Annotated in this window: 12 protein-coding genes and 1 pseudogene; 2 read left to right on the top strand and 11 right to left on the bottom strand. The window is 65.1% G+C overall.

From position 1 onward, the window contains the following. Positions 1–602: 602 nt before the first annotated feature. From AB7008_RS10765 to AB7008_RS10720, 10 genes and pseudogenes are all read right to left on the bottom strand, one after another. Positions 603–889: pseudogene (locus tag AB7008_RS10765) on the bottom strand (DDE-type integrase/transposase/recombinase); the annotation flags it as partial. 103 nt (positions 890–992) lie between these two features. Continuing rightward, positions 993–1,895 (bottom strand): terpene synthase family protein, encoded by a 903-nt coding sequence (locus AB7008_RS10760; protein WP_028144011.1) that lies wholly within the window; start codon positions 1,893–1,895, stop codon positions 993–995. After that, a complete protein-coding gene (locus AB7008_RS10755) occupies positions 1,892–3,442 on the bottom strand; it encodes a hypothetical protein (protein ID WP_026312707.1) in 1,551 nt (516 codons plus the stop codon). The genes AB7008_RS10760 and AB7008_RS10755 overlap by 4 nt, the downstream gene beginning before the upstream one ends. Before the next feature lie 142 nt (positions 3,443–3,584). Next, positions 3,585–4,583 carry a polyprenyl synthetase family protein gene (locus AB7008_RS10750; protein WP_028144010.1) on the bottom strand — a complete coding sequence of 333 codons (999 nt, stop codon included), beginning with the start codon at positions 4,581–4,583 and terminating at the stop codon, positions 3,585–3,587. Between the two features lie 154 nt (positions 4,584–4,737). Then, entirely contained in the window at positions 4,738–6,081 is a 1,344-nt protein-coding gene (locus AB7008_RS10745; protein ID WP_011084941.1) for a cytochrome P450, read from the bottom strand. Continuing rightward, the gene (locus AB7008_RS10740) at positions 6,081–6,926 is read right to left on the bottom strand and encodes an SDR family oxidoreductase (protein WP_011084940.1); all 846 of its coding nucleotides are present in this window, start codon (positions 6,924–6,926) and stop codon (positions 6,081–6,083) included. Before AB7008_RS10740 ends, AB7008_RS10745 begins: the two co-directional genes overlap by 1 nt. A 4-nt stretch (positions 6,927–6,930) precedes the next feature. Beyond that, positions 6,931–7,221, bottom strand: coding sequence for a ferredoxin (locus tag AB7008_RS10735; protein WP_014497729.1), 291 nt, complete (start codon positions 7,219–7,221; stop codon positions 6,931–6,933). 1 nt (position 7,222) lies between these two features. Further along, positions 7,223–8,512 carry a cytochrome P450 gene (locus AB7008_RS10730; protein ID WP_441258795.1) on the bottom strand — a complete coding sequence of 430 codons (1,290 nt, stop codon included), beginning with the start codon at positions 8,510–8,512 and terminating at the stop codon, positions 7,223–7,225. 94 nt (positions 8,513–8,606) lie between these two features. Continuing rightward, positions 8,607–9,812, bottom strand: a complete 1,206-nt coding sequence (locus tag AB7008_RS10725) for a cytochrome P450 (RefSeq protein ID WP_011084938.1) — start codon at positions 9,810–9,812, stop codon at positions 8,607–8,609. A gap of 16 nt (positions 9,813–9,828) precedes the next feature. Continuing rightward, complete coding sequence (locus AB7008_RS10720; protein WP_011084937.1) at positions 9,829–10,134, bottom strand: cytochrome P450; 306 nt, start codon at positions 10,132–10,134, stop codon at positions 9,829–9,831. A 222-nt stretch (positions 10,135–10,356) separates the two neighbouring features. Between AB7008_RS10720 and AB7008_RS10715 the strand changes: the two genes are divergently transcribed. Beyond that, a complete protein-coding gene (locus tag AB7008_RS10715) occupies positions 10,357–10,794 on the top strand; it encodes a hypothetical protein (RefSeq protein ID WP_014497731.1) in 438 nt (145 codons plus the stop codon). 590 nt (positions 10,795–11,384) lie between these two features. Here the strand turns inward: AB7008_RS10715 and AB7008_RS10710 are convergent. After that, positions 11,385–12,200 (bottom strand): YopT-type cysteine protease domain-containing protein, encoded by an 816-nt coding sequence (locus AB7008_RS10710; RefSeq protein ID WP_011084934.1) that lies wholly within the window; start codon positions 12,198–12,200, stop codon positions 11,385–11,387. A gap of 440 nt (positions 12,201–12,640) precedes the next feature. Between AB7008_RS10710 and tnpA the strand changes: the two genes are divergently transcribed. Next, positions 12,641–13,012 (top strand): IS66-like element accessory protein TnpA, encoded by a 372-nt coding sequence (gene tnpA, locus AB7008_RS10705; RefSeq protein ID WP_157158178.1) that lies wholly within the window; start codon positions 12,641–12,643, stop codon positions 13,010–13,012. Positions 13,013–13,041: the final 29 nt, after the last annotated feature.

Genomic DNA, 13,041 nt, shown 5'->3' with positions numbered 1-13,041 from the left:
TTTTGGCCCACCATCCGGCGGCTTTTGATTGCCAGTGCGCGAAAAAGCGCTTGCGGATCAATCTTGCCCGAACGGGCGGTTTGCCAATCTAAGCCATTGATACCGGCTGATGTGCTTGTTCTGCTGGGATCACCAATTATTTCAATAACTTAGTCCGCATTTGTTCGTCGACATCGTGTTGCGCCTGTTGCGCAAAATTACCCGATAATTCCAGCGATTGCCAACAACTCCCGGCTGCTCGGCGCGACATGGCCCGCGACAGAAAGGGCTGTGAACAGGTCGTAGCACGCTCCCCCATTTCTCGCCGATTGTGTGCACAATTGGCGCGCGCCGAATCGGGCCGACGGGGAGGTCGAGCGCTACCGTCTTGCCGAATGGCTTCAAAAAAAGAGAGTTGACAATAATCCGCAATTAAAGGGCCGATTGACAGAAGAGTTTTAAGCGCAACAAGCGCGACCCGTTGATGAGGCCTCGATCCGCGATCTCCATCAGGGCGAGCGGCCATGCTATCGGTCGCAATGATAGGCCGTATACATGAACGCACCCGACCGATATCCAAATTGCTGCTGAAATCCCTTGCATCCGCGCGGCCGTCTATACATGAATCTCTCGATGAAGCCGTTCTGCATCGGCTTTCCCGGCGCGATGAAGTGCCAGTCGATGACCGTGTCCTTGCTCCAGGCCAGCATGGCGTTGCAGGTGAACTCGGTGCCATGGTCGGACGCGATCATTCCTGGCTTGCCGCGTCGCTCAACGATTTCCTTCAGTTCGCGGGCCACCCGCCGCCCCGGATTGACGTCTCCGGAATGGCGCCCAGGTATTCCTTAGTGACGTCGTCGACGATGTTGAGAATGCGGAAGCGCCGGCCGTTGGCGAACTGGTCGTGGACGTGCAGTCTCAGGGCGGTGTCGCTCATGCTCGCTCCATCGGGCGGCGGCGTTGCGTCGGATCGGGCCGACGGCAGCGCGCGCACGCCGCCGCCTCCTGCGCGTTCAGGCCGGCGCGCGCTGGCCTCCCCTCACAGCGTCGCTGCGGTAGCGGCTGGTCGAGGTCCGGTAGTACTGCACGCGGATGGCCGCCATGGCCTCGATCAATGGTCCCCACGGCGCGGGAAAGCGTTCTTCCGCCATCACCCGGTGCAGCATGCGCGTATGGCCGGCCAGCTCGTCGTTGAGGAACTCCACCACAGGCATAGCTGGATAGCGCTGCAGCAGCAAGAACACCGCGTTGTCGGCCTCGCCGGCCGACCTGTCCTTGTCGCATCCATGCAGATCGTTCTGCAGACGCCCTATCGCGGAGATGAGCCGCAGGACCTGGCGAAACGCCGGACGCGCGCGCAAGGTCGCCATATCCAGCCCCCACAGCAAGGACAGGCAACAGAACACGTTCGCGTAGGCGATCGAATCGATGCCGTTGTGCAGGTACTCAGCGTAGGACCAGCGTTCCGCCGCTACCGCCTGCGCGTGTCCGGCGCGCAGCGCCGCGGAGTAGCACCGGGTATCGTCGAGAAGCTGAGCATAATCGCGACGATCGTAGGCGAGCGTGGCCAGCGAAGCGCGCAGCACAGCGCAACCCTCGAATCCGGGGAGCGCGCACGGCACGCCCTGCCCCAGCGCTTGCTCCACCGCGGCGAGCTGTTCCGGCGAGATCAGGCCAAGGTCGTTGCAATCGTCGAGCCAGAACAGCAGCGCCAGTTCGCGATAGAACGTCACTATCAGCGTTTCGTCCTGCGGATCGCGACCGGTGCGGGCGCTGGTGCCGCGCAGGCTCGGGTGGATGCGCTGCAGGATGTACTGGCCGCCCCTGACCGCTTCCACGGCATGCTCGTCGGCGAATCCGGTCAGGGAACGTCCCCACTCCAGCACCTGCTGCACCGCGCGTTCAGTCTGGATCATGGCGCCGCTCCTGCCCCCTCGGCCAGGACGCGCCGCCCCCAACGAAGCGCCAGCCACAACCCGGCGAGTTCGGCCACGCGCACGACCCGAGTGGGGCAATACAGTTCCTTGCCGATCCACAGCGGCGTCTGCGGCAATCCATGCGCCGCATGGCGGGCGAGCATCCACTCCAGCGCACGCGCCACCACCTGCGCGATGCGCCGGCGCCCTGTCGCCTCTTCGCTCCCATCCATCACGTGCAACGCAAACAGCGCATAGGCGGTTTCCTCGAACGTGGACCCGCGACCCGCGCCCCAGCCACCGTCGTCGCGCTGCGCCTGCAGCAGCGCCGCCAGCGCGCGCTCATCTCGCCACTGGGGCTTGCCTTGCGCCAGCGCAGCGACCGCATGCGCGGTGGGATACAGCCACGAAACGTGCCATTTTTCGTTGTCCCATAGACCGTGCGGGTTGCGATTGGCCTCGACGTACGCGCTGGCGCCCGCGGCGGGCTTTCCCAACAGTCGCAACGCATGCAGGGCATGAATGTTGGTCGACACCGAGGCATTGCGTTCGCCGGGGAAGGTGACGAACAGCTCGCCGATTTCGAAATGGCGCAACGCATCGACCGCCGGGTCACGGCCTGCAAGGTGCAGGACGCACAACGCAACGGCGGTGTCGTCCGCATCAGCCGCGAAGTGCAAGGCCGGGCCCAGACCGTGCACGCCCAGACGGGCGTCGAGCTGCGCGACGATCACGCGAACCGCCTCCGCGAGCGCGGGATGCGCGAAAAGCCCGGCCAGATGCAGGGTGTACAGCGACCAGCATGGCTCGAACACATTGATCGGCCAGACGTTGGGAAAGACACCTTCGATGCCGCTGCGCGTCGCCCGCGATGCCATCTGCAGATACGCATCGGCGCGCCCGACCTGCGGCGTGCTCCCCCGTGTCACGGCCTGGGCACGCCACGCGGCGGTGGCCGCCGGACTGATGCCGATGCTGCCGTCGTCATCCGGGCATGCGGTGGTCGGCGACGTCCCCCAGGCTTCCCAGGAGTGTAGCAACGGATGGCCGCTCGGCAACATCGCCACCGCCCCCAGCTTGACCAGGCACGCTTGCCGCAATGGCAACAGCGCAGGATGGCGCGGAAACGCTACGCCACCCAGCAAGGATGCGGCCTCACCGCAAAACTGCGGCAGGATCAGCTCCGCGCCGATCGGCGCGTCTTCTGGCACCGCATGTGCGTAGGGATCGGGCTGGCGCTGGAGGAACCTCGTTGCAGTCTGGACTGCGTCCGCAGCTCCGGGAAGAGGATCGGCACGCTGCAATGCCAGTAACGCCGCCCACGTGGGCGCATGGCGGAACAGCGGGAAGTCCGCGCTTCCCCATCCGCCGTCGGCCTGTTGCTGCGCGATGAGCCACGCGTATGCGTCCTGCCGACCGGTGACGTTGCCGTGGAAGCGCAGCGCCTGCGCCGTGTCGTAGACGGACGGACCGACGCTGCCGCCATCGCTCATTTCGCTCAGCAGGCGGCGCAATTCGGAAAGGATATGTTCGGACAGCGCGTTCACGCGGGATGTTCCGTTTGCAGAAACGTGCGCCGCGGCGGGCAACCGCTGCGATCGGCGCCGCGGACTCGGACACAGTGCAGGATGCACTCTGCCGCCGGCCGATCGCAGCGGCACAGGGGCGACTCGATGCGGACGGGCGCGCTCATGCGCGTGGCGCGTGTTTGAACAGATACGCGTTGGCCCGCTGTATGAGTTGCGCCAACCGTTCCGCACGCGGCCCCAGCGGCGCGATGGCCTCGCCGGCATCGCGCAACAGATCCAGCGCGAACTGGCGTGCTTCCTGCAGTCCCATGATCGACGCGCAGGTCGGCTTCTGCGCCGCCGCGTCCTTGCCGGGGGTCTTGCCCAGCGCCGCGGTATCCGCTGTCACGTCGAGAATGTCGTCGATCACCTGTAACGCCAGGCCGAAACAGGCGCTGTAGTGATCCAGCGCACAGTAAAGTGCAGCGTGCGCGGCATTCACGCCGACAGCGCATAGCGCGCCCATGCGAACGGACGCGCGCACTAGCGCTCCGCTCTTCATCCGGTGCATCGCCACGATCCTGTCCAGCTCGACGTGCTTTCCAACCAGCGACAGATCTATGGCCTGCCCGCCTGCGGCCCCCTCGGCGGACACCGCCTGCGCCAGTTCGCGCACGAGCGCGATAGGGCTGTCGCCCGGCGCATTCAGGCTCGCCAGGGTCAGGAAGGCGTGCGCCTGCAGCGCATCGCCGACCAGGATCGCGGTGGCTTCGCCGAACTTGACGTGCACGGTCGGAAGGCCGCGGCGAAGCACGTCGTCGTCCATCGCGGGCAGATCGTCGTGGACCAACGTACAGGCGTGCATCATCTCGATGGCGGCACCGACGTCATCGAGCATGTGCGCCGGCGTGTCGGCCAGTGCGCCGGCAGCCAAACAGAGCAAGGCGCGGGTGCGCTTGCCGCCATGCAAGGTGGCGTAGCGCATCGCCGCCATCAGCTCGGTCTCACCGTCGTCTTCGGCGCAGAGAAGACGCGCCAGCGCCTCTTCGACCCGCTTTGCGCCGTCCTGCATCCAGATCTCGGGCAGCAGCCTGCCGGATGCGCCGCGCGCCTGCGCGCCCAATATGCCGTTCGCGGAAACGCCAGCTCGGTCGTCGTGTGGCGTGGAACCAGTCTGCATGTTGTTCATGTCCTTGTACCTGCCAGGAGACGGCCACGGCGAGCGGCGAGCCGCCGCGGTGTTGCCGGCCTCGCACCGAGCGCGCGCGCCGAGTGCAGCAATGCCGCGCGTCGCCGGCGCCGCTGCCTCACCACACGGGGCATGCGATGCCAGCTCATGAGAATCCGATGCGGATAGTCATGGACGGATGTGCGGTCGGGTAATATCGCCGGCCTTTTTCGACGCCGCTCAGCAACCGCGGCCGCACCCCGGCCTCGTGCATGGTCAGCGCCAAGGCGATACAGAACTGCACCAGTTCCAGCCATACCAGGTGGTAGCCCATGCAGAAGTGTGGGCCGGTACCGAACTGCAGCATGTCCACCGGCCGGATCGGCTCGGTGCGTTGAAGCCACCGCGCCAGCCGAAACTGATCAGGCGCCTCGTGCAGCAGCGCCGAGGTCGAGAAATGCAGCAGCGGGATGCACAGATCGGTGCCCGTAGGAATGCGCTGTTGGCCGATTCGCAATTCACGCAGTGCGCGACGCACTAGGAGCGGCGTCGCCGGATGCACGCGCAGCGTCTCGCGGAACAGCGCCTCAGCGACCGGACACTGCGCCAGGTCCGCGTGCCGAGTCGGCACCGCGCCTACGCGTTGCGCCTCCTCGACCAGGGCGTCCCACAGCCCAGGCTGCCGCGCTAGCTCGATCACCATCCAGGCCATCGTCGAGGCGGTGGTGTCGTGACCACCAAGCAGCAGCAAGCGAATATTGGCGACCAGGACGTCATCGGAAAGCGCATCGTCGCTGCGATCGAAGGCGCTCACCATGTCGTTGATCAACCCGGTGCGCGAGGCATGTTCGCGCGCGGCGCGGACGAACTCGCGCAACCGCGCATCGATCCAGTCGCGGGCCGCGCGGCCCCGCCGCAAGGGCAGTCCAGGCAGGTCGACCGGGGGCGCGACGATCAACTGCAGCAGTTGCCGGTACTTGCGATGCCATCCCGGCAGGTCCTGCGCGGGGATTCCCATGAGACTGAAGATGAGCTTGAGCATTAGATCGCCGGTTTCGCGCAGGATGGTGACGTCGCCCCGTTCCCGCCACCTCTGCACGCGCGCCCGGATGACGGGCGCGAACAGCTCGCCGATGCCGGCCAGGGTCAGCCCCTTGGGCAGAAGCGCCGCCTGGATCGCATCGCGCGCCTGCCGGTGCGCGATGCCGTCCTGGGCGACCAACGTTCCGCCAAACAATTCGGGCGCGATGTCTTCGATCAGCCCCGAGGACACGTCCTTGTGCCGGAGCAGTGCGAGAGCATCCGGATCCAGACTGGTCATCAGGTGTCCGGCAGGGCCGAAATCTAGCCAGAAGTGGCTGCCCAGCGTCCGTTCCGCACGCCGCAGCAGGCGCGGCAGGTCGCAGACGACGGCGGGAAGATGCCCGACCAAGGGAAAAGCGCCGGGCACGACCGGGATGTCGTGCCGCAGCCGATGCCGACGGTTCAGCGGGTTGAGCAGCATGTCCATCAGCAGCGCGGCGCCGCGTCCGCTTCTGCGGTCTCGCCGGCAGGCCGCGCGGCGCGGCTGTTGCCACCGTCGGCGTATGTCGGCACATGCGCCAGCATGCCGCCGTCGATGCACACGACCTGGCCAGTGATGAACGCAGCATCGTCGGAGAGCAGGAACGCCACCAGCGCGGCCACGTCCTCGGGGCGGCCGACGCGCGGCAGGAGCTGGTGACGGCGCAGATGGGTTTGCATGCACGCGTCCAGCTTGGCGAGGAGTCGCTCGGTCATGATGAGACCCGGCGCAACCGCATTGCAGCGGATCTGCGCATGACCGTACTGGGTGGCAAGTGAGGACGACAGCATGTTCATCGCCGCCTTCGACGCGGCGTAGGATGTCAGTGCGGTGTCACCACTGAGCCCCTGGCACGACGACATGTTGACGATCGCGCCACCGCCGCGGGCGATCATCCGGGGGATGGCCTGCCGGCAGCAGAGCAGCGTGCCACGCAGATTGGTCGCCATGGTCTGATCCCAGACCGCTAGCTCCAGCTCGAGGATCGCGCGGTCGCGCGGGGTCAGATGCATCGCGCTCGCGTTGTTCACCAGCAGGTCGACCCCGCCGAAGTGCCGCTCCGCCGTCTCGAACAGCGCTGCCACCGCCTGCGCATCGGCGATGTCGATCGCCAGGGCGAGCGCGTGGCCCGCTTCGGCCGCGATCTGCGCGGTGCAGGCGATAGCCGCCGAGCCATCAATGTCGGCCACCACCACTCTGCCGCCCTCGCGCGCGATGGCGAGGGCGCATGCCTTGCCGATGCCGGCGCCGGCGCCGGTCACCACGGCCACTTTGCCTTCAAACCGTCCCATCGTGTCATCCTAGATTGTGCTGGTCTTTCGCGGCATGCCGCTCGGCCTCCGCTGGAGAAGGCGCAGGGTCGGCGCTGGCGCGCTCGCCATCGCCAGCGTCGCTTTCGATGACCCGAATGGCGGCGACCGGGCACTGGCTGGCCGCGAGCCGCACGGCGGCGTGCAGCGCATGCGGGACCGTCGCCACGCACACTTCGGCCACGCCGTCCGGTTCGCGCTGGCGAAAGGTGCCCGGCAGCGTCAGCACGCACTGCCCGCTGGTTCCGCACAGATCCTGGTCGACCATGACGCGCATCTCAGCTCCCCTGCGCATGCAGCCGCACCGGCAGCGTGCGGAACGTCCGAAGGAATGCCGAGGGCTCCCGGGTCGGCTGCCCGGCAAATGCCAGCGTGGGGAAGCGGGCCTGGATCCGCGGCAGGCTCTCGGCCAACTGCACCCGGGCCAGTTGCGCACCGAGGCAGAAGTGAATGCCGTGGCCGAAGCTCAGCATGATCTTCCCGTCGGTCGACATGCCTGGACTGGTGCCGTAGAACCGCGCGGGATCGAAGCGATCGGGATCGGCGAAGGCCTCCGGGTCGCGATTGCCGGACGCGATCAGCACGCGCACGTCCGCGTTCTTCGGAATCACCACGCCGCCCAGTTCGATGTCGCGCTGGGCGATACGCGGGATGGAGCTGAACATGGCGGGCGCGTCGCAGCGCAGGACTTCTTCGACGAATGCCCTCACCCGCGCGGCGTCTGCCTGCAGCCAGTGCCGCTGTTCGGGATACGCCAGCATCGCCAGGACGGCATGGTCGATGCTCGCAGCAGTGGTGACGAAGCCGCCCAGCAGCATGCCCCACAGCATGCTGATCAACTCCGCATCCGACAGTGTGTCGGCATCGTCGTCATGTGCGCCGACCAGCATCGACACGATGTCGCGGCGGGGATCGGTGCGCTTGCGCTGTATGAGGTCGCCGAAGTAGGCCTGCACCCTGGCGCTGGCCGCGTCCGCCGCGGCGAGCTGGGAATCGCTGGCGTGCGGGCCCAGGCCTTCCAGAATGGTGCCGATGCCGGCAGCGAGCTCGAACATGTCGTCTTGGGGCATGCCGAACAGTTCGGCGAAAACCAGCATGGGCAAGGCCAGCGCGAATTCCCGATGCAGGTCCACCGCCTCCCCGCGCTCCAGCGCGGGCGTTATGCCGTCCAGGCGCGCTGCGACGATGCGCGCGATGCTCGGCCGCAGGTTGTCGATCTGGCCCATGGTGAAATCGCGCGAGATCAGCCGGCGCAGACGCGTATGCGTCGGTGGGTCCTTCATCGCTAGCGTGGACGCCAACAGATTGAGCGACGGGCTGGTCGCCGCACGCGAGAAATAGCGCGCCAGTTCGCCGGGCGCCGGACCCCGAAACGCATCGCCCGTGGCCTTGAACGCCCAGTAGATGTCGGCGTGGCGGCTCAACAAAAAGAGGCCCGACGCCGCGCGATGCACCGGATCGTGCTCGCGCAACCATCGCATGAACGGATACGGGTCGTGGATGCACGCTGGCGACGCCAGTTCGGCGAAGGCGTCCCGGCATGCTGCCGTGGTTTCTTGCACGTCCATCCTGGTTACCTGTTGGCGGGCTGATCTGACCGGCGCGCGACAGGCGCGCGGCAGATTCCGGAGAAGATCGAGATCGCCCGTGGCGTCCGCGACATCACCAGAGCACCGGGAACTGCTCGAACCCGCCCGTGATGATCTCCTTGCGCAACTTCAGTTGTTCCGGCGCCACGGCCAGGCGCAGCGCGGGAAGGCGCTGGAAGATCGAACCGAACACCACCTTGAGCTCCAGCCTGGCCAGCGCCACGCCGATGCACGCGTGCGGCCCGTAGGAAAAAGCCAGGTGCGGCTTTTCCTGGCGTTCGATATCGAAGATTTCCGGATCGTCGAAATGGTGCGGATCGAACGACGTTGCCGGGAGGCCGACCAGCACCTTGCTCTCCGCGGGAATATGCTCGCCCGCGATGGTCACGTCGGTCCTCGGATAGCGCATGATGCCATCCCAGCCCGCGCCCGGCGGGTACATGCGCAGGATTTCCTCTACCGCCTTGTCGACCAGGGACGGATCGCCGACCAGGCGTTCGCGCTGTTGCGGATGGCGGAACATGGCTAGCAGGCCGAATTCGATCTGCGCGACGGTGCTCTCGTGCCCCGCCACCAGCATGCCCGCCGCCAGGCCAACCGCCTCTTCCTCGCTCGCCTTGCCCTGGTCGACCGCAGCGAGCAGATCCGTCAGCAGGTTGTCGTCCGGATCCTGGCGCTTGTCGCGCATCTTGCCGCGAATGTAGGCGCGCAGTTCTTCCCAGGCCAGGCGGGACGCGCTGCGCGGGCCGCTTTCATGCTGGTGCGTCATCACCTCATCGGACAGCCCGGCGAAAAAGGCGTGATCCTCGTAGAGCACGCCCATCAGCGCGCTGATGACCATGGCCGGAAGCGGAAAGGAGAGGTGGCGCCGCAGGTCGGCGGGCTGGGGCTGGGCCGCCAGCGTCTCGAACAAGTGCGCGGCGATCGCTTCGACCTGCTGCACGAGCAGCTTCACCCTGCGGTCACTGAAGGCCGGCGCCACGATCGCGCGTAGCCGGGCATGCTCGCGCCCCTCGTGCGAGACCAGCCACCCCGGCGAACCGAGAATCACCGAATCCGGGGTGAATGCCGCCGGCGGCATTCCCGCGGGCCGGAACGCCGCGTCGGACAGCACCGCCTTGGCCTCGTCATAGCCTGTCACCCACCAGCCTTCGTGCCCGGAGGGGAAGCGCACGCGGTGGATCGGACCGTTGGCGCGTAGCGCCAACATCTCGGGCGAGGGCTCGATGTGATCGACGCGCCACATCGGCAGCGTCGGCAAGGGTTGTTGTTCGGACATGGTGGCACTTCACTCTCTAAGCGATGGAAGGGCGGAAGGTGACCGGCAGGCGCTGCGGGCAGCGAATGACGTAAGACGGCATGTAGACGACGTCCTCCGCGGCGATGGTCAGCGCCAGATGCTCCAGCCGCACGAACAGCGCGGGGAAGGCGCAGCCCAATTCCAGACGCGCCAGCGCTGCGCCCAGGCAGAAATGCGGCCCCTGGCCGAACGACAGGTGCGGGTTGTGCCGCCGGGTGACATCGAACCTGTCGGCATCGCCATAGATCGACCGTACGGATTGGTGAAGGAGGTTCGACCGTGCCCCCGATGTGTCCGCCATTATAGCCTCCGGACCGGTCCCACACCGTGAACAGAGCAAATCGCGTGCCGAAGTGAATTCGCAGGCTCAGCAGGCACTACATAGCTGCGCGTAGTGTCAGGTTTCTGGCATTCAGTCTCAATGCCGACAACGGGCGCAGTAAGTGCCCGACAAAGGCCTGCTCTCGCGCTGAATGTGCGGGGCAGCCCTTGCGCGAAATTTCAAGCGGATTGGCTGCAGCAGGTGTGGTTCGCCGGAAACCACTCCGATGACGCCGGCGTCATCGAACGCGATCGCGTCAGCCTGTCCGGAGGGCAAGACCTCGCCGCCTTCGTGGCTCTGGCTACCGAAGATGCGGAAGCTCGGGGACGGGGCGCGGTCGCAGCGTCACGATGCCGGGAGTGGACTGAGCGCGAGCTAGATAAGGCGATTCAAGCTATGCTTGAGGGGGTGCCGGCAGCGAAGTTGAAGGACAAGATAGGCACTCTGGAAGCACGCAAGCATGAGCATCTGCTCGAGGCCGTGCAGCAGCGCCTTGATGCAAACCCAGAGGCGATGCGCCAGCTCGCGAGACAGTCGAGCATCCGTTCGGCACGTGAAGGCTCGCATGGGAGCGACGCACTTCCTGAACAAACGCTTCCAAAAGTAGCTACGGAGATGCCTCTCGGTTCTGGCCTTTAGCGTAGGGCGCATTAGATTAGCGACCAGCGCCGGGGTGCATTCTGTGGCGCCGCCCGCAGCGGCGCAATCGCTGGAGTCGCGCCCCTCAGGTCCTGCAGGGGCACCCTGGCAATGTGGAAAACTCCGACGCTTTCACCGTTCGAAGATAAGGTGCCTTGTCAATCAAGACTTTGGCTTTTCAGGATGAAGCTGCTTGTAAGAGTCACAGCTGGACCAATATCAATGCGTCGGCTTAGCGTGCTTCAAACGAAAGCTGATGTCGTGGAAATTCATATTCTGCGCACAGTCGGTCTGGATCAAGCGCGTGATTCGATAGCGGACGGCATGGATTGTCGCCGCAGCAATTGTTTCTTGGCGACGTCAGTTGAGCAAACCGCAGGCGGCCATTGTGAAACAGAATTGCAATTTGTGCCGGCCGTCATGGATAGCGGGGTGCCGACACCCCCGCTTTCGATGTCGGCACACTCGCAAGCCGGCACGCAGCCGGCTATCCGCTGCAGATTTGCCCCCGCCGCGACCGAACGCAAGCGCCGGCCGACGCATCCGCGCCTTCACAGAAGGCGTCAATCACCGCGGCCTGAAGGCCCAACTCACTGCATCCTTTGCGTCGTGATTGTCGACAAATGCTGCCCGTTGGGATTCCTGTAACGATTGGCGAGGCTTTGTAACAATGAAGCCATCTGGTCAGGATCTGATCGAACAGTAAATTCTCCATAGTTAGGGTCGAAAAGCGTGGTCGTTCCATTCGAGGCCGACGTCGCCACTGTGTGGGCGCCGCCTTCAGCGAAATACAAGCTGAGTAAATGGTTCGATCCGTCTTCGTTGATTTCGTTCACCATGGACTTGACGTTCGAAGACTTGCCGAATGCGAATCTCTTCTCTTCTCCAGCCGGTTCCAAGCCTGCTTCCTCCAAAATGGTATTTTGTGCCTGAAGGTCGGCCTGAGAAGATCCTGCTCCCCTGCTTCGCAACTGATCCTTAAGACGTTGATATTGCTGCTGCCGTTCAGCCGCTGAGGCGTGCGTTTGCGATCCGGGTGTGAGCGCACTCATTCGGGTTGATGGGCTGTTGCTAAGATTGCGGAACCACTCCGCAGTCAGCCCGACGCAGATGCCGTCCACATTCGCATCACGCAGGTCGGCCGTTCTGTATTCGAACAAGGAGGTGGCCGGACTCTCTGGAGAGGATGTACTGGGTTCGGAGGCGCTAGAGGTTTGAACGTTTGCATCCAAGGTATCTGGCTTGCTGCAGCAGGCCCCCATCTTGTCAGGCAACTCCCCCGATCGTGAGCTCCACTGGGGCGCGAGATCTGCAAGTGTTTCTGTAAAGCTGCCGCTATCCACCGACTGGCTCGGTTCGTCAGTTTGGCTAGTGCGTGTAGATGAGCCACCGATTCGATCATACATGACGATTCACCTCTCTGTGCTACGCTAGTCTCTTCGCATCAATTCGGGCTGCTCAGGCCCTGCGGCGAGGATACCCGGACAAGCTGATGGCGAGCTGACGGACAGCAGTTGTACAGCTAAGAAAGCGTTCCTTTGTCGGACTTCTGACAACGTCGGATACGCCTCGGCGTAGTGCTGTGTCAGATCCTCAGATTCCGGAACGCCACCGACAGGCTATCGCTGCGATGCTCGCGCGGCATCGAGCGCCCACGAACCCGAAATCGAGAGCAATGACAGGATGCTCGCGGATTGTCTCGAGCGGTTCGGTGTTGCTGCGTAAGCGGTGTGTCTCCCACACCTTGTTTGGCGTGAGCTGATCGGCAACATGCGAGCCGTCATATACAGTAAGGTTCGCATATATGGTTGACCATATAGTTGACGCTGCAGAGCCACGGGGCCGGGTGGATATCCAGGTCGGAGCGGGGCGTCGGCGGCGGTGGAGCGCCGTGGTCAAGGGGCGGATCGTGGCGGAGTCATATGCGCCGGGCACAGTTGTGTCCGAGGTGGCGCGCCGGCACGACCTCTCACCGCAACACCTGTTTGCTTGGCGCAAGGCCGCGCGTGCCGGTCTGCTGAGCTTGCCGGCGGAGGATGCACCGCTCTTCGTTCCGGTGGTGTCGGAGCTTCGCCCCGCTGGGATGTGCGTGGAAGCGGCAACGCGGAACGGGATAACGATCAGCATCGAGATTGGCGATGCGGTAGTTCGCGCAGCGGCGGGGGTCGATCCGGCCTGGCTGCGCGATGTGCTGCGGGCCGTGAGGGCGACGACATGATCGCGGCTTCGGCGGGCGTGAAGATCATT

This window comes from Bradyrhizobium sp. 521_C7_N1_3 (assembly GCF_052075975.1).
Classification (GTDB): domain Bacteria; phylum Pseudomonadota; class Alphaproteobacteria; order Rhizobiales; family Xanthobacteraceae; genus Bradyrhizobium; species Bradyrhizobium japonicum.
This window is presented reverse-complemented; position numbering and strand designations above follow the sequence as displayed.